Source organism: Enterobacter sp. RHBSTW-00318 (assembly GCF_014101375.1).
Lineage (GTDB): Bacteria > Pseudomonadota > Gammaproteobacteria > Enterobacterales > Enterobacteriaceae > Enterobacter > Enterobacter ludwigii.
In genome coordinates this window covers 1,257,713-1,274,340 of the sequence record NZ_JABXQH010000001.1, presented here as the reverse complement: position 1 = coordinate 1,274,340, position 16,628 = coordinate 1,257,713, and the positions used below count along the sequence as shown (strand labels likewise).

At 57.5% G+C, this 16,628-nt stretch carries 12 protein-coding genes; 4 read left to right on the top strand and 8 right to left on the bottom strand.

The window, feature by feature from the left end; genetic code table 11:
- Window positions 1-18: 18 nt before the first annotated feature.
- Both HV157_RS06285 and HV157_RS06280 read right to left on the bottom strand, forming a co-directional pair.
- Complete coding sequence (locus HV157_RS06285; RefSeq protein WP_182268380.1) at window positions 19-2,382, bottom strand: glycoside hydrolase family 31 protein; 2,364 nt, start codon at window positions 2,380-2,382, stop codon at window positions 19-21.
- Window positions 2,383-2,399: 17 nt separating this feature from the next.
- A complete protein-coding gene (locus tag HV157_RS06280; protein ID WP_020884899.1) occupies window positions 2,400-3,701 on the bottom strand; it encodes an MFS transporter in 1,302 nt (433 codons plus the stop codon).
- 287 nt (window positions 3,702-3,988) lie between these two features.
- Here HV157_RS06280 and HV157_RS06275 point away from each other — a divergent pair, with 287 nt between their 5' ends.
- On the top strand, window positions 3,989-5,062 hold the full coding sequence (locus HV157_RS06275) for a LacI family DNA-binding transcriptional regulator (protein WP_047366374.1): 1,074 nt from the start codon (window positions 3,989-3,991) through the stop codon (window positions 5,060-5,062).
- On the opposite strand, the gene HV157_RS06270 is transcribed toward HV157_RS06275, so the two are convergent.
- The 4 genes from HV157_RS06270 to HV157_RS06255 form a co-directional block, all read right to left on the bottom strand.
- Window positions 5,059-6,315 carry a DUF1479 domain-containing protein gene (locus HV157_RS06270; RefSeq protein ID WP_068795073.1) on the bottom strand — a complete coding sequence of 419 codons (1,257 nt, stop codon included), beginning with the start codon at window positions 6,313-6,315 and terminating at the stop codon, window positions 5,059-5,061. The two genes, HV157_RS06275 and HV157_RS06270, sit on opposite strands and share 4 nt — an antisense overlap.
- A 149-nt stretch (window positions 6,316-6,464) precedes the next feature.
- Window positions 6,465-7,280 (bottom strand): Cof-type HAD-IIB family hydrolase, encoded by an 816-nt coding sequence (locus HV157_RS06265; protein WP_025204614.1) that lies wholly within the window; start codon window positions 7,278-7,280, stop codon window positions 6,465-6,467.
- A gap of 161 nt (window positions 7,281-7,441) precedes the next feature.
- Window positions 7,442-9,874 carry a formate C-acetyltransferase/glycerol dehydratase family glycyl radical enzyme gene (locus HV157_RS06260; RefSeq protein ID WP_025204613.1) on the bottom strand — a complete coding sequence of 811 codons (2,433 nt, stop codon included), beginning with the start codon at window positions 9,872-9,874 and terminating at the stop codon, window positions 7,442-7,444.
- Window positions 9,875-9,878: 4 nt separating this feature from the next.
- A complete protein-coding gene (locus HV157_RS06255; protein WP_047955262.1) occupies window positions 9,879-10,778 on the bottom strand; it encodes a glycyl-radical enzyme activating protein in 900 nt (299 codons plus the stop codon).
- 128 nt (window positions 10,779-10,906) lie between these two features.
- Between HV157_RS06255 and fsa the strand changes: the two genes are divergently transcribed.
- Complete coding sequence (gene fsa, locus HV157_RS06250; protein WP_020884894.1) at window positions 10,907-11,569, top strand: fructose-6-phosphate aldolase; 663 nt, start codon at window positions 10,907-10,909, stop codon at window positions 11,567-11,569.
- A gap of 40 nt (window positions 11,570-11,609) precedes the next feature.
- Here the strand turns inward: fsa and moeB are convergent, their stop codons facing one another.
- Both moeB and moeA read right to left on the bottom strand, forming a co-directional pair.
- Entirely contained in the window at window positions 11,610-12,362 is a 753-nt protein-coding gene (gene moeB, locus HV157_RS06245) for a molybdopterin-synthase adenylyltransferase MoeB (protein WP_182268381.1), read from the bottom strand.
- A gap of 1 nt (window position 12,363) precedes the next feature.
- The gene (moeA, locus tag HV157_RS06240) at window positions 12,364-13,596 is read right to left on the bottom strand and encodes a molybdopterin molybdotransferase MoeA (protein WP_020884892.1); all 1,233 of its coding nucleotides are present in this window, start codon (window positions 13,594-13,596) and stop codon (window positions 12,364-12,366) included.
- A 188-nt stretch (window positions 13,597-13,784) separates the two neighbouring features.
- On the opposite strand from moeA, the gene iaaA reads away from it, so the two are divergent.
- Window positions 13,785-14,723, top strand: a complete 939-nt coding sequence (gene iaaA / locus HV157_RS06235) for a beta-aspartyl-peptidase (protein ID WP_182268382.1) — start codon at window positions 13,785-13,787, stop codon at window positions 14,721-14,723.
- Window positions 14,724-14,734: 11 nt separating this feature from the next.
- On the top strand, window positions 14,735-16,606 hold the full coding sequence (gene gsiA, locus HV157_RS06230) for a glutathione ABC transporter ATP-binding protein GsiA (RefSeq protein ID WP_182268383.1): 1,872 nt from the start codon (window positions 14,735-14,737) through the stop codon (window positions 16,604-16,606).
- The last annotated feature ends 22 nt before the right edge of the window (window positions 16,607-16,628 follow it).

The following is a 16,628-nucleotide window of genomic DNA, read 5'->3' as shown; positions in this document are numbered from 1 at the left end:
AGCGGGCATCAGGCCGCACTACACTGCCCACTCATTCCCTTCAATACCATTCACCAGCAGCGTGCGTTTTTCCCCGGCCGGTAACGATATCTTCAGCGCTTTCCACGCCGGACGATAATCTCCCCGCGCACTGACCTTCAGGTTGATGGTGGCACCGTCGCATGCCATGTCCCATTCCACCCACAGCGCATTGCCGTTCTGATAGCCCCAGCTTTCACCATCGTCTTCAAACAGCAGGCCCGCGGTTGAACCGACGCCTTTCACCGGGAACAGTTTCAGCTCACGGGTAGTGTCTTTTTCCGCGCTGACATGCGTAATGCGTTCGCTGAGCGGCAGACCCGCACCGGCACGTACCAGCATCGGCAATTTCTCCAGCGGCGCATCACGTACGATCCACTGCCCGCCAGCGAACCACTCGTGGGTGTAAAAATCGTACCAGCCCGTTTCGTTATCCGGCAGCCAGACGCATCGCTCGCGCTGCCCGGCCTCCACCACGCTTGCCACCAGCAGGTCGCGACCCAGCAGGAAATCATCGTTCTCCTCAAACGTCTGCGCATCGTGTTCGTGGTCGAGGAAGGTCGGGCGTAGCATCGGTTCGTCGTCGGTATGCGCCTGCCAGAGCAGGGTATAAAGGTACGGCAGCAGACGATAACGTAATTCAATGGCACCACGAATAGCCGGCGTCACGCCCGGATACATCCACGGCTCGTTAACGGTGTGGTCATCATTCCATGAGTGAATGGTAAAGCGCGGATGCATCACGCCGTTTTGCACCCAGCGTACGAACAGTTCCGCGTCGGGTTTGTCGCCAGAAAAGCCACCGACATCATGCCCCACATTAAACAGCCCGGACAGGCTCATTCCCAGACCCATGCGGGTGTTATAGCGCAGGGTATCCCAGCTGGTACGGTTATCGCCGCTCCAGGTCTGGACGTAACGCTGCATGCCCGCGCAGCCGGAGCGGGAAATGAGATACGGACGTTTTTCCGGGGCAAAACGCTGCTGCGCTTCCAGCGAGGCACGCATCATCAGCAGCGGCATCACCGGGCGAATGTGCTTGATCGCGATTTCCTTGCCAAAGCCGTGGCAGCGGGCTTCGCCATCCCACACTTCATATTCGTTGTTGTCGTTCCAGGTGGAGTCAATCCCCATCTCAAGCAGCTGCGTGGTTACCCCTTCCTGCCACCATTTCACCGTCTGTGGATTGGTAAAATCGAGGTGAGAACCTTCGTCATCCCAGAAGCTGGAGCGTTCTGGCGCGTCGGTTTCTGAATCGCGGATGAACAACCCGTTTTCCGCAACTTCGTTATAGCGCGGGTGATCCTGCAGCAGGCATGGCTTGATGTTGGCCGCCAGCTTTAACCCCGCGTCGTGGAAAGCCTGGGTCATCACCTTCGGCTGCGGCACCTTGTCGTGGTTCCAGTTAAAGACGTAGCGCTTGCCCTTGATCGAGGTATAGCCCGAAGAGAGCTGGAACGAGTCGCAGGGAATAGCATGTTCTTCGCACAGACGGATAAAGTTCATCAGCTGGTTCTGCGCATCCGGCGCGTCGGTGTAATGCATGGTCGAACCGCTGTAACCCAGGCTCCATTTCGGCCCGAAGAGCGTTTTCCCGGTCAGACGCACGAAAGCTTTGGTCACGTCCAGCGCCCGTTTGCCCGTGAACAGGTAGTAATCGATGTCGCCCGCTTCCGCCTGCCAGCGACGATAGGCGGTGTGATAGTTGTCAATCTCGTTGCCCAGATCCAGCCAGCAGCTGCTCAGGTTGTCGTAGAAGAGCCCGTAGCTCACGTCATCGCGACGGGTGAGGGTGAACGGAATATGTTTGTACAGAGGATCGGTGCTGGCCGCGTTGTAGCCCATTGCATCAAGGTTGCGCATCTCGTAGCGTTTACCGTTACGCTGCAGATCGCCGGCTTTCTCACCCAGACCGTAGAAGCGTTCATCCTTGCGGCGGCTCAGGTAGTGCGCCGCACCGTCGCCATGGGCATTCAGCAGATAGGCACTGGTCGGACGGTCGTTGACCAGCGGCTGCCATTCACCCGCCTCATTGCGGTAGTGCCACTCCAGCCACAGCGGCTGATGCACGGTCACACGCAGCTGTTCGGTAGCAACCGTCAGCACGTCGTCCTGCTGCGTTAGCGTCCAGGCGGGGCAGGTGAAACCACTCAGATCGTCGCGGCGGCGACCTTCCCACGGCACATCTTGCTGCGGGGCGATGCTCCAGGTGCGATCCAGCGTCAGCTCACCTTTGCGTTTAATCAGCACGCGGAACAGATTTTCTTCCAGCACATACAGGCACAGACGGTGCTGGTTATCGACCAGCAGTTCCAGATGATTTGCCGACTGCTTATCAACGGTCCAGCTTTTCAGGGTTTTCATACGCAATACATCCACTATCAGGCGCGCTTGGCGCGACGTTCAGCAATAAATGCCACCAGGAAAACAGCGCCAATCAGGTCAAAGAACCCCATGGCAATAAAGAGCGGGTTAAAGCCGATTTTGTCGGCGGTCACCCCAATTAACAGGGAGAACAGGAAGCTGGCGATCCAGGCCGCCGAGCCGCGCATGCCGTTAACGGTCGCCATCTGACCTTTATCAAATGACTCCACGACCAGGGCGCTAAGCATGCAGGAGATGATCTGATGCCCGAAACCGCCGATGGAAATCAGCACGATGGTGATATACGGGTCGCGGGTAATGGCCACGACGGCCAGGGAGATCATCAGGAATGCGCCGGTGACGGAGCTGGCCACCACCGAGTTCACACGGCTGCAGCCGAACAGTCGGGCATACAGACGGGTGAGGTAGCCGCTTGCCACGCTGCCGAGGTCCGCGGCAAGGAACGGCAGCCAGGCAAACATCGCAATCTGCTTCAAATCCATGCCGTGCTCTTTGGCGAGATACAGCGGAACCCAGAAGCTCAGCACGGCCCAGGCCGGTTCGGCCATAAACGCCGGAAGGGCGATACCGTAGAAGCGCTTATTTTTGGAGACATTTTTCAGCGCGGTGAGGAAAGGCAGTTTTACCGCAGGCGGTTCGTTATCCTGCTTGATAAACGCCAGTTCGTCCTTGCTCAGGTTCGGATGCTGTTCCGGGTTGTGGTAAAAAGCCCACCAGAGGATCACCCACAGCAGCGCCAGCACGCCGGTAAACATAAACGCGCCCTGCCAGCCAAACGAGGCGTGCGCGAAATAGATGATGGGCGGTGCCAGCATCGCGCCAATGGAGAACCCTACGCCCGCCCAACCGGCCGCGACAGGACGTTCCGATTTCGGGAACCACTCGCCAATGGTTTTCGCATTCGCCGGCGTGGCGGCCGCTTCAGAAGCACCCATAAAGAAGCGCAGAATAGCCAGGTGCAGCCAGCTGCCCGCCCCGGCGTGGAAAATACACATCAGCGCCCAGATCCCGGCGCAAACCATAAAGCCAATCTTCAGACCAATCACGTCGATCAACCAGCCGCACAGAGGCTGGAAAATGGTGTAGGCAATCTGAAATGCCCCGACGATCCAGGAGTATTGCTCGGTGGTGATCCCAAGGCTCTCTTTCAACTCAGGGGCGAGAATACCCAGCGAGTTTCGGGTGATGTAGTTAACGGTGACGCCCAGTAAGAACAGCACCAGCACATACCAGCGCAGGTTCTTAATGACGCGACGGGTTTTGCTTGTCGCAACGGTGTTATTGATGTCCTGACTCATTTTACTCTCCACAAGACGGACGGTAAGGGGACGGAGGTTCAGGTGTCACACAGATTTTTATGGCTTTGATTTCTATCCGTTTTAATTTAGAAGTTGCTATACAACTAGTATGGAAGTGGTGTGACAAATTCACCTTAAGGGAGAAAATGAGCGGGCAATAGTGGATTTTGTGCAAAATTTCTCATCAATGACATAAATCATCTGGCATGATGCTTTTCATGCCCGTTACTGCCTGATGAGTACGCTATGAAAATTTTTTCATTTCGCAAATGGAGCCAGATCACAAAATGGACAAAAGGCTAAAAATCACCGAAATTGCCGCCCGTACGCAGCTTTCCATCAGCACCGTGTCGCGGGTACTGGCAGGAAAAGCGAACACCAGTGAAAAAGCGCGCGCCAGAGTACTGGCTTGTGCGCGGGAGCTGGGGGTGATGGACGGTCTGGCGGCGGGGCGTCTGCTGCTCAACAGCCTGGTGGTTTTTGCGCCACAGCGCGCCTTTGACGAGCGGTCCGACATCTTTTACTACCGGGTGATCCAGAGCGTGAGTAAAGGCCTTGCTTCCCACGATGTCCGTCTGCGTTATTGCGCGCTGGAAGAGAATGACAGCGACGCACAGCTTTTTCTGGCACGGATGAACGAGCCGGAGACACAGGCCGCTATTCTTCTCGGTATCGACGATCCGCATATCCACGATCTGGCGGTGGATGTGGGTAAACCCTGCATGCTGATTAACTGCCGCGACCGGCATATGCGCCTGCCTGCAGTGGCACCGGACCACCGCGCGATAGGTGAGCGGGCCGCGGACTATCTGTTTGAAATGGGACACCGTGAGGTGATGAATGTCCTCTGCCTGCGGCGTTACACCATGGAACTGCGTCTGGCCGGGATCCGCGATGCGTGGCAATCTCACAACCTGAAATTCAACGATAAACGCGATCTGCTGGTGGCTCCGAGCTTCAGCGCGCGTGAAACGGAAGAGCTGGTCACCTCCTGGCTCCGTCAAATGCAGGGTAAGGATCTGCCCACCGCATTTTTGGTCGGCGGCGATTTTATGGCGGCGGGCACCATCAGTGCGCTGCAAAAACAGGGCTTGCGTGTGCCGCAGGATATCTCGGTGATGAGCATTGACGGGTTTAATCTGGCGGCCATTCAGGATGTTCCGCTCACGGCGGTGCACGTACCGCGCGATGAACTGGGAACCGAAGCGGTGCATATGCTTCAGCAACGGCTGATGCGCCCGGATGCGCCGGTGGGAACGTTATTGCTTAACGGCACGCTGGCCGTGCGGGGTTCTGTCCGGCGGATACGTCAGGGGAAACGACGCACCGCCGTGGAGCGGGAAGGGTTATACGACAGTTAAGCCATGCCCAGGGCACGCTTGCCGTGAATATTCAGATCGTTCACGGTAAAGCGGTCCTGCCAGTTTTTTTCATAATCTTCGCGCGGGAAATCGCCCGGCGATGCACCGGTTTCCAGCGCTGCTTTCACTTTTTTCGCATAGGCGAGGTTTTTCTCGCACATCGGGGCGGCAGGGATATACATTACGTTGCCCCAGCCTTGCTGATTTTCCACCGGTGCAACGGAGTGGATCACGTCACAGTGCCACCACACGGAATCGCCTGCTTCCAGTGCAGGAATGCTGCTCAGCGCTTCGATTAACAGCGGATGCCATTTCTCGGAGACCGGCAGGACACGTCCCGGCGCGACGCCGCAGAGTTCATCTTCCGGGACATCATCCAGCAGCGGACGCAGCAGAATGTAGGCCATCGCTTCCGGGATCGGCACCACATGCAGCAGCCCCTGACCCGGGATCATATCTGACAGCGCCGTCCAGCCCTGGAAGGTGCGGAATACAGAACATTTTGTGGTGTTATCCACGGTGTACTCTTCCACTTCGGTACGGTGTGCGGCGTTCCACGGATCGTATTTATCCACGTTGCCGTCAAAAACGCGGGCAAAGACCTGCTGATAGGCCGGCAGCAGCCAGCGCTCCAGCGCGCCGGAATCGGTATGCGCGCCCAGCCCTTTAGAGGTGGTACCCGGTGGGCGACGACGAATACGGTCCGGATAAATGACGCTGACGTCCGGATCGAACCACTGTTTGCCATTACTCTCGAATGTCCATAAACGGTTCAGGAACGACTGTACCTGCGCCATCTCTTCACTCTGGCGAGCCTGCATTTGCGCCTGCGACCAGTAGATAGGGTAAATTTCCGGACGTGAGGCGGTTAAGGTACCAAAGAAGTTATCGCCCGGACCTTTATAGACCTCATCAAACCGGTTGAGATCGAGGTAGTCGAGCATCGATTGATCCCACGCCAGCGCCTGCTCGCGAGGGAAGTGACCTTTAATCACCGCGCAGCCACGGCGTTTGACCGCGTCACGCTGTGCCTGGGTGATCGTCCCGTTTTTCACATCCGCAAACGGGATAACCGGCCAGACGGTTTCACCTTTGTTCTTCAGGGCATTAATTTCCGCCACGCGGGTCGCGATTTTATCGCTGAGCGTGTCGAATACCGCCTGAACGTCTCCGATCTGCGCTCGTAATTCACGCTTCAACTGACGAATCGCTGCTTTATGGTCCTCAGGCAAACTTTCACTGGTAAACGTCATAACTGCCTCGCATCTTTCATTCGAAAGTAAAAATATCTACAAGTGATACTTTAAGTTAAAAATTAGTTAATGCAAGTTTAAATATTTGACGAGTGCCACAGGATGGAAAAAGAGTGAGGTACCGGAGCAGTGCTCCGGCAAGAGAGAGATTACGCGTCGAACGGGGAGTGGTCGTCAAGCACGGCCTGAATCACATTCAGTGCGCCCTGATGGTTGTTGTCATCCGTGCTGTAGCGGCAGATCGTTTTGATGCTCTGCGCCGCGTTGCCCATGGCAAAATTGTATTTCACCAGCTTCAGCATTTCCGCATCGTTGCCGCTGTCGCCGATGGCCACGCACGCCTGTGGGGAGATTTTCCAGCGCTTCAGCAGACGGCTAATGCCGTTGGCTTTGTGCAGGCCCGGGATAATTAAATCGACAAACCCAAAACCGCTGGTGACGGGTTTCATAATCCCGTCGAGGGAGACGTGCAGTTTGTCGACAAGATTCGGGATATCGCTGTCCGGCAGATTCAGGGAGAATTTGAACAGCACGTCGTCAATTTCGCGGTAATCACGGATGCGTTTTAAGCGGTGGTAGTGCTTTGACATGAGCGCCACAAACGCGTCCGGCGCCCGTTCGCTGACGTAGGCGCTCTCCAGCCCACAGGCCACAAAGTTGAGCGCGTTGTCTTTCAGCAACTCGCCAATGACAATTTGCGACTCATGGCGGGTCAGTTCACCGTGAAAAATCTGCTCACCGTGATCGAACACCAGCGCGCCATTTTCCGCCACGAAGGAGATCTGATCTTTCAGTTCCGGGAAGAAGGAGATGAGCTGGTAATACTGGTTGCCGCTGGCGACAACAAATTCAATATCACGGGCTTTAAGCTGCTCAAACTGTGCCTGAAAGCGGTCGCGGTCGTACTGCTTGGCATCATCAAGGAAAGTTCCGTCCATATCGGTGACGATAACTTTTACGGTCATACTGTGCTCCTGAGTCACTGCGTTTGAAACATTCTAATAACAAGGTGACGGAGAGCACAAATTTAATTTCATTCGAAAGTCAAAGCAAAGCGGCAACCGAAATTGCCGCTTAAAGACAGGTTCCCTCTCCTTGATGGGAGAGGGCATAAGTCTGAAGAGAGTTAAAGCGTGTGCTCGGTACGCGCAATAATATCGTCCTGCGCATCCGGCGACAGGGCGGTAAAGAACGCGGAGTACCCTGCGACGCGCACCACCAGGTCACGATACTGGTCCGGGTGTTTCTTCGCTTCCAGCAGCGTTTCACGCGAAACGATGTTGTACTGAATATGCCAGCCCTTGTGCACTTCAAAGAAGGTACGCAGAAGCACCATCAGTTTCTGACGGTCACTGTCATTTTCCAGCGTCGACGGATTGAGCTTCTGGTTTAACAGTACCCCGCCGAGGATCGCTTCGGTTGGCAGTTTGCCGACAGAGCCAATTACCGCCGTCGGGCCGAGGTGGTCAGTACCGGAGGCCGGGCTGGCTCCTTCTGCCAGCGGAGTATGCGCCTTACGTCCATCCGGGGTTGCCATCGTTGCCGCGCCAAACGGCACGTTCGCGGAGATAGATGACGTGCCGGCATAGTAGTTACCGCCAATCGGACCACGGCCATAGCGCGGGTTATGGTACTGCTTCAGCTCGGCGATATAGGTTTCGTAGGCACGGGTCAGCAGCATATCCACGCTGTCGTCATCGTTACCGTATTTTGGCGCGCCGTTGATCAGCCGCTGACGCAGCTGCTCGTGGGTCAGCCCGTCGAAATCATCGGCCAGAGCGGCGGCCAGCTGTTGCTGACCTATCGTACCCTGTTCGAAGACCAGTTTTTTCACCGCGGCCAGGCTGTTGCCCAGGTTAGCAATACCCACCTGCAGGCCTGACACCCAGTCATACTTCGCGCCGCCTTGTTTGATGCTTTTCGCGCGTTCTATACAGTCATCCACCAGCGCTGAGCAGAGAATATCGGGGACGTTCTCTTCCAGCATCGTGTCCACCACATACTCAATCTCGATAGATTTGCGGGTGTAGTAGCGGATCTGGGTATCCCACGCTGCCATCACCTCTTCGAAGTTATCGAAGTTACCGGCAGAGAGTGCTTTCTCCTGTGGCAGGAATACCTTACCGCTGGTGGCATCGCGGCCGCCTTCCAGCGCTGCCAGCATCACGCGGGCGAAGTTGATAAAGCTCATGCCGGTGCAGCGATAACCCCATTTGCCACCCACTGCGGTTTCGATGCAGCCAATCGCGGCATAGTCATAGGCATCCTCTTTTTCGACGCCGAGCTTGATAAATTCCGGAATGACAATCTCATCGTTGTTGAACGCGGGCATACCAAAGCCGCAGCGGATCACCTGCACGCAGGCGTCGAGGAAGTCATTGCTCATGCCCGCATGATAACGCACGCTCAGGTTTGGCTGTGTGGAGCGCAGGCGACCGCAGGATTCCAGAATCGCGTAGCTGAGCGGGTTGACCGCGTCCATAGGCTCACCGTTGATCAGCGTCTGTCCACCGATGGTGACGTTCTGATACAGCGGGCTACCCGCTGAGGCTTTGGAGTGCGAGCCGGAGCGGATTTTGTTCACTTCCAGCAGCTTTAGCCAGCAGCTGTGCAGCAGCTCGATGGCATGTTCGCGGTCGAGGCTCTGGTTCAGCTCCACGTCGCGGCGGTAGTACGGATAGAGGTACTGGTCCATGCGGGCAAACGAGACGGAGTGGCCGTTGGACTCAATCTGCAGAATAAGCTGGATGAAGTAGCACAGCTGCAGCGCCTGCCAGAAGGTTGTTGGCGGCTGATGGGCAATCACATCACAGTTTTCTGCCATCGCCAGCAGCTCGTCGCGACGGCTTTCACGGGATTCGGTTGCCGCCATTTCACGCGCCAGCGCGGCGAAACGTTCGATGTGCAGGCTGACCGCTTCCAGCACAATATCGATCGCTTTCAGGAACTGTTCCCCGTGAAGGTCGTCGAGCACCGTCAGGTTGATACGCGAACGACGCTCGGCCACTTTGTCGCGCAGACCATCGAGGCCTTTCTCCAGCAGCAGCGGGAAGTTAACCGCCAGGTGTGCATCGCCGGAGGTCATGTTGCCTTCCGCTTTGATAATGCCGGTTTCCAGCAACCCTTTTTGCTCGTCGGTGAACATGCCGTAGCAGCGATCCTGCACCGTCTGGCCGCGCCACCATGGGCAGATCTCATGCAATACGCGCTTGTTTTCTTCGCTCACCGCAAAGCCTGCGCCCGGACGGTCCGCCAGATCGTCAATCTCTTTTTCAATCCACGAGACGGTGTATTCCGGGAAAATTGGCGCGGCGCGGACTTCACTGGCCTGGTTACCGATGATCAGCTCATCGTGTTTTATCCAGATGGTGCGCTGCGCGAGGTGATGCGCCAGCGCCAGCGCGCGACGCACCGGGATCGGCTTGTCCATATGCTGTTGGTACATCTCGGTGTAATGCAGGGCGCGCTCGGTACAGACCGGCGGCTTCACGATATGCACGAGGGCCGTTTTGTGTGCTTTTATGCGCTCGCTAAGGGTGCTGAGATTCAGGGTCGTCATAAGTTTATCCTCGTAAGGTCGCGGTTAACCCTTTCTGGCAGGCGTACTGCTGTGCGAAGTCCAGAAGCGCAGGATCATCCAGCGGTTTATCAGGGGCAGAGTAGGGTTGGCCGAGCAGGGTATATTTGTTCATGCCCAGCGTGTGGTACGGCAGAAAATGGATCTCGCGGACGTTGAGTTCGTCTGCGGCAAAATTGGTGATGGCGGTAATCGACGCTTCATCGGCGTTGAAGCCCTGAATCAGCGGTACGCGGATGGTGACCTGTTTACCGGCGGCGGCCAGGCGTTTCAGGTTATCAAGGATCCGTTTGGCGGAACCGTCGGTCCACTGTTTGAACGTCCTGCCATCAACGTGTTTCAGGTCCGCCAGGAACAGATCGACATACGGTAATGACGGTGCAATATAATGCCATGGCACGTGGAGACAGGTTTCCACGGCGGTATGTATGCCTTGCTCATGGCTGGCTTTAAACAGGGCATGAGCCAGATCGGGATTCATAAACGGTTCACCGCCGGACAGGGTTATCCCGCCGCCGCTGCGGTCATAGAACGGCTTGTCGCGCAGTACGGTGGACATAATCTCTTCGACCTGCTTTTCTTCACCACAGACGGTGAGCGCCTGCGTCGGGCAGCAGTCGGTGAGGGCGTCGAGAGTCTCTTCGTTAAGCTTTTCACGGTGGATAACCAGCCCATTCAGCGCACGATCGATAATGCCCGGCGCCGCTTTCTGGCACAGATCGCAGCCTTCCAGGCACAGTCGTGCGTCAAAGAGCACATCCCGGTGGCGGGAGCGGCTTTCCGGATTCTGGCACCAGCGACAGCCCAGCGAGCAGCCTTTCAGGAACACCACGGTACGAATACCGGGGCCATCGTGGGTAGAGTAACGCTGAATATTGAAGATCATGTTTTCGCCTCTCATCTTGCATATGAAGATTAAATTACTTTCGAATGAAAGTTATCTTGATGCAGGTCAACTCCTGAGCAGGTTTTGTCGTGATAGGGTAAGTGCAGGCTAAATTTGAGGGTTACATCATGGAACTTTATCTCGATACTTCCGACGTCGCGGCAGTGAAACGGCTGGCGCGTATCTTCCCGCTGGCGGGCGTGACCACGAACCCCAGTATCGTGGCGGCAGGGAAAACGCCGCTCGAGGCGCTGCTACCGGCGCTGCAGGATGCGCTCGGCGGGAAAGGTCGCCTGTTCGCGCAGGTCATGGCGACCACCGCTGAAGGGATGGTGGAAGAGGCGCGTAAACTGCGCACCATTATCAACGACCTGGTGGTAAAAGTGCCGGTAACGGCGGAAGGTCTGGCGGCGATCAAAATGCTGAAAGCGGAAGGGATCCCGACGCTGGGTACGGCGGTGTACGGTGCAGCACAAGGGATGCTGTCCGCGCTGGCGGGCGCTGAGTATGTTGCCCCTTACGTTAACCGCGTGGACGCGCAGGGCGGGGACGGGATCCAGACGGTGGTTGAACTGCAGCAGCTTCTGACGCTGCATGCCCCGCAGTCAAAAGTGCTGGCCGCGAGCTTCAAAACGCCGCGTCAGGCACTGGACTGCCTGCTGGCCGGTTGTGAATCCATCACCCTGCCGCTGGATGTTGCTCAGCAGTTTATTACTTCGCCTGCGGTGGATGCGGCAATAGTGAAGTTTGAGCAGGACTGGCAAGGGGCGTTTGGCAGAACGACGCTCTGATACGGTTGCCGGGTTATGCTAACGCTTGCCCGGCAACCGTTTAGCGTCCGCAGACCTCACAGCCGGGGTTGCGCATCAGTTTCATCTCGCGGAACTGGCAGGTCATCGCGTCATACATCACGATTTTCCCCGCGGCAGGCGTCCCGTAATGCGCCAGCACTTTGATCGCTTCCATAGCCTGCAACGAACCTATGACGCCGACTAACGGAGCCATGACGCCCGCCTCCACGCAGGTGAGGGCGTTCTCGCCAAACAGACGGCTCAGGCAGCGATAGCAGGGTTCGCCCCCGGCGTAGGTAAAGACGCTGATTTGGCCTTCCATGCGAATGGCGGCACCGGAGACCAGCGGCGTTTTGTGGACAAAACATCCTGCATTCAACTGATTGCGAATGGTGACGTTATCGGTGCAGTCCAGCACCAGATCGTGTTGTGCTATCTGGGCCGACAGCGCCTCATCATCCAGCAGGTCGTCAATCAGGGTGAACTTCACGTGAGGATTGATGCGCGCCAGCGCCGCACGGGCCGATTCCACTTTTGGCTGGCCGAGGGTCGCGTCGCTGTGCAGCGTCTGGCGCTGCAGGTTCGACACCGACACGGTATCAAAATCCAGCAGCGTCATATTGCCCACCCCCGCCGCGGCCAGGTACTGGGCCGCAGCGCAGCCCAGCCCCCCCAGCCCCACGACCAGCACCCGTGCTGCCTTAAGCGCTTCCTGGCCGTCGAAATCAAAACCGCGCAGAACAATCTGGCGGTTATAGCGCATCATCTCCTGGTCGCTGAGTTCAGCCGTCATGTTAGCCTCCGAAGAGGTGGTTAAAGCTTTCCACCTCAACCCATTCACCCGGCTCCACGCTGCCGCGTTCACGCTCGAGAACGATAAAACAGTTGCCCTGGCTGAACGAGCTGAAGATGTGTGAGCCCTGGTGTCCGGTGGTGCTCACTTCCAGCTCGCCTTCAGCGTTGCGCGTCAGAATACCGCGCTGGAAATCAAGACGGCCCGGTGATTTCTTCAGGCGCGTCGCCGCACGTACGCGCTGGCGAACCGGCAGCGGGTGGGCCTGGTTACCAGACAGTTTTGCCAGCAGCGGAATGACCAGCTGGTAGAAGGTCAGGGCGGCGGAAACCGGGTTACCCGGCAGGCCGCAGAACCAGCTGTGTTTCAGCTGACCAAACGCGAACGGTTTGCCCGGCTTGATGGCCAGTTTCCAGAAGCCGATCTCCCCCAGCTCTTCAAGAATGGTTTTGGTGTAATCCGCTTCACCTACGGAAACGCCGCCGGAGCTAATTACCACGTCCGCCGACCGGTCCGCTTCAATAAACGCGGCGCGCAGTTTCTCCGGATCATCCGCAATGATGCCAAGGTTAATGACCTCACACCCCAGCTGTTCAAGCATCAGGTGTACCGCGAGGCGGTTAGTGTCGTAAATCTGGCCGTCCTGCAGTGGCTGGCCCGGAAGCTGGAGTTCATCGCCGGTGGAAAAGACCGCCACGCGTACCTTACGGATAACGTCAATTTCTGCAATGCCGAGCGAGGCCAGCACCGGCAGTTCGCCCACCGTCAGTTTCTGCCCGGCGGCAAATACCGTTGCGCCACGCGTGATGTCTTCACCGGTACGACGGATATTCTGTCCCGCTTTAACACTCGCGGTGAAGCGGACGCCCGCTTCCGTTTGTTCGGTCTCTTCCTGCATCACCACCGCTTCGCAGCCTGGCGGTACGGGGGCACCGGTCATGATGCGTATGCAGCTACCCGCAGGCCACTCACCGTTAAACGGCTGTCCGGCAAATGCTTTCCCCGCCACGGGCAGCGCCGTATCCGTCCGGATATCCGCCAGGCGTACCGCGTAGCCGTCCATTGCGGAGTTATCGAACCCAGGCACGTTAAGCGGAGAGACGATATCGCGCGCGGCAATACGACCAAAACAGCGCACCAATGGCAGCGTCTCGTGGTCGTGCAGGGGGGAAATTCGGTCAAGCATCTGCGTGAGTGCCGCCTCAAGCGGCATCAGTCCGGCGGTAAAATCCATGGTGGGCTCCTGCGGAGTAACGACGAAAGCGTCCATTATGGCAGAAAAGTGCCACTAACTGTATGACCCGATGGGTGTACGCTTTACATCACAGTTGCGTCTTTCTATATTCAAAAATCATCTGAAGTTTCAGCGACGATAATGATATTTATAGAAAAAGCCGCAAATCAGGCTAACGGGTGATGGGAATGGTTAATGCGGTAATCGCAATTCATGGTGGCGCCGGGGCAATCACCCGTGCCCTGCTCAGTCCCGAGCAGGAAAAACGTTATATTGATGCGCTGTATGCCATTGTGGAAACGGGCCAGCGGATGCTGGAGGCGGGCGAGAGCGCGCTGGATGTGGTTACCGAGGCGGTACGTCTGCTGGAAGAGTGCCCATTGTTTAACGCGGGCATTGGTTCGGTCTTTACCCGCGATGAAACACACGAGCTGGATGCCTGCGTCATGGACGGTGTCACCCTTAAAGCGGGCGCCGTCGCGGGGGTGAGCCATCTTCGTAATCCGGTGCTGGCCGCGCGTCTGGTGATGGAGGCGAGCCCGCATGTTCTTCTGACCGGGGCCGGGGCGGAGACGTTTGCCGCGGAACATGGCATGACGCCAGTTTCTCCCGATCTGTTTTCAACGCCGGAGCGTTATCAACAGCTGCTTGAGGCGCGCTCGGCAAACGTGGCGCAGCTTGACCATACCGCGCCGCTCGATGAGCGCAGCAAAATGGGCACGGTAGGGGCGGTGGCTCTTGATAAAGCCGGGAATCTGGCTGCGGCCACGTCGACCGGCGGAATGACCAACAAACTGCCGGGCCGGGTCGGTGACAGTCCATTGCCGGGGGCAGGGTGCTATGCCAATAACGCCACGGCGGCAGTGTCATGCACCGGAACCGGTGAAGTGTTTATTCGCGCCCTCGCGGCGTACGACATCACCGCGCTGATGGATTACGGCGGGTTAAGCCTGGCCGAAGCCTGTGAACGCGTGGTGATGGAGAAACTGCCCGCGCTGGGGGGGGGCGGTGGGTTAATTGCGGTGGATCGTGAGGGCAACGTGGCATTGCCGTTTAACAGCGAAGGTATGTACCGCGCGTGGGGTTATGCCGGTGATGAACCCAGTACGGGGATCTATCGTGAATAAGGGGGCAAAGCGTGCCGCACAGTGAAGAGCTGGACAACCGTGAAGTGCTGGCTGTCCATCAACTGAATATTGCGTTTCAGGAAGAGCGGCAGTTCATCCCCGCAGTACAGAATTTATCGTTCTCGCTCAACCGCGGCGAAACGCTGGCGATTGTGGGCGAGTCCGGTTCAGGGAAATCGGTCACCGCACTGGCACTGATGCGCCTGCTGGAACAGACCGGCGGACAGGTCAGCTGCGAAAAAATGCTGCTGCGCCGGCGTAACCACCAGGTCATTGATTTAAATGAGCTGAGCGCCTCGCAGATGCAGAGCGTGCGCGGGGCCGATATTGCGATGATCTTCCAGGAGCCGATGACCTCGCTGAACCCGGTCTTTCCGGTCGGGGAACAGATTGCCGAGTCCATCCGACTGCATCAGGGGTTGAGCGGTGATGAGGCGCTTCGTGAAGCGAAACGCATGCTCGACCTGGTACGCATACCGGAAGCGCAGGCCATTCTGGGACGCTACCCGCATCAGCTTTCCGGCGGTATGCGTCAACGCGTCATGATTGCGATGGCGCTCTCCTGCCGTCCCGCGGTGCTGATTGCCGACGAACCCACGACGGCACTGGATGTGACTATTCAGGCGCAAATTCTGCAGCTTATCAAAGTGCTGCAGCAGGAGATGGAGATGGGGGTGATTTTCATCACCCACGATATGGGCGTGGTCGCCGATATTGCCGATCGCGTGCTGGTCATGCACAAGGGCAACGCCGTGGAAACCGGCACGGTTGAGCAGATTTTCCATGCGCCGGTTCATCCTTACACCAAAGCGCTGCTGGCGGCGGTTCCGCGGTTGGGGGCGATGAACGGCAGCGATTTACCGCGCCGGTTCCCGTTAATTTCTCTCGAAGCGGCAGGCCAGCAGGAAGATGAAATCGAGCAGGATACCGTGGTACCCGGAAAGCCGATTCTGGAAGTGCGCGATCTGGTGACCCGTTTTCCCCTGCGCAGCGGAATGTTTAACCGCGTGAAGCGCGAGGTGCATGCGGTTGAAAACGTCAGTTTTGATTTATGGCCAGGCGAAACGCTGGCGCTGGTGGGAGAGTCGGGCTGCGGGAAATCCACCACCGGGCGGGCGCTGCTCAGGCTGGTAGAATCCCAGGAGGGCAGCATAACCTTTAACGGGGAACGCATTGATACCCTTCCGGACAGCAAACTGCAGGCGGTAAGGCGAGATATCCAGTTTATTTTCCAGGATCCGTATGCCTCCCTCGACCCGCGCCATACGGTGGGGTATTCACTTATGGAGCCGCTGCGGGTGCATAACCTGCTCGACGGTGAAGCCGCGCAGCGTCGGGTGGCCTGGCTGCTCGAGCGCGTGGGGCTGAAGCCGGAACATGCCTGGCGTTATCCGCACGAGTTTTCGGGCGGTCAGCGGCAGCGTATTTGCATTGCCCGCGCGCTGGCGCTTAACCCGAAAGTGGTGATTGCAGATGAATCCGTCTCGGCGCTGGATGTCTCTATCCGGGCGCAAATCATTAACTTACTGCTCGACCTGCAGCGGGATATGGGGATTGCCTTCCTCTTTATCTCCCACGACATGGCGGTGGTTGAGCGTATCAGCCACCGTGTCGCGGTGATGTTTATGGGACAAATTGTGGAGATAGGACCGCGCAGGGCGGTATTTGAAAATCCACAGCACCCTTACACACGCAAGCTTATCGCCGCAGTGCCGGTTGCCGACCCTGAGCATCGCCGCGGCCAGCGTGTGCTGCTGCAGGACGAAATGCCGAGCAATATTCGTAAACGGGGCGAGGCGGTGGAGCGCGTGGCGCTGCGCGAGATTGGCCCGGGGCATTTTGTGGCCCCTCCGCGTCAGGACAATGCATTCTCGCGGTTATAACTTAAAACAGGCAGGAGAACAC

Bases quoted from the DNA above. Each gene is read 5' to 3' on its own strand.
- HV157_RS06285 (WP_182268380.1), bottom strand. From the start codon at position 2,382: ATGAAAACCCTGAAAAGCTGGACCGTTGATAAGCAGTCGGCAAATCAT.
- HV157_RS06280 (WP_020884899.1), bottom strand. From the start codon at position 3,701: ATGAGTCAGGACATCAATAACACCGTTGCGACAAGCAAAACCCGTCGC.
- HV157_RS06275 (WP_047366374.1), top strand. From the start codon at position 3,989: ATGGACAAAAGGCTAAAAATCACCGAAATTGCCGCCCGTACGCAGCTT.
- HV157_RS06270 (WP_068795073.1), bottom strand. From the start codon at position 6,315: ATGACGTTTACCAGTGAAAGTTTGCCTGAGGACCATAAAGCAGCGATT.
- HV157_RS06265 (WP_025204614.1), bottom strand. From the start codon at position 7,280: ATGACCGTAAAAGTTATCGTCACCGATATGGACGGAACTTTCCTTGAT.
- HV157_RS06260 (WP_025204613.1), bottom strand. From the start codon at position 9,874: ATGACGACCCTGAATCTCAGCACCCTTAGCGAGCGCATAAAAGCACAC.
- HV157_RS06255 (WP_047955262.1), bottom strand. From the start codon at position 10,778: ATGATCTTCAATATTCAGCGTTACTCTACCCACGATGGCCCCGGTATT.
- fsa (WP_020884894.1), top strand. From the start codon at position 10,907: ATGGAACTTTATCTCGATACTTCCGACGTCGCGGCAGTGAAACGGCTG.
- moeB (WP_182268381.1), bottom strand. From the start codon at position 12,362: ATGACGGCTGAACTCAGCGACCAGGAGATGATGCGCTATAACCGCCAG.
- moeA (WP_020884892.1), bottom strand. From the start codon at position 13,596: ATGGATTTTACCGCCGGACTGATGCCGCTTGAGGCGGCACTCACGCAG.
- iaaA (WP_182268382.1), top strand. From the start codon at position 13,785: ATGGTTAATGCGGTAATCGCAATTCATGGTGGCGCCGGGGCAATCACC.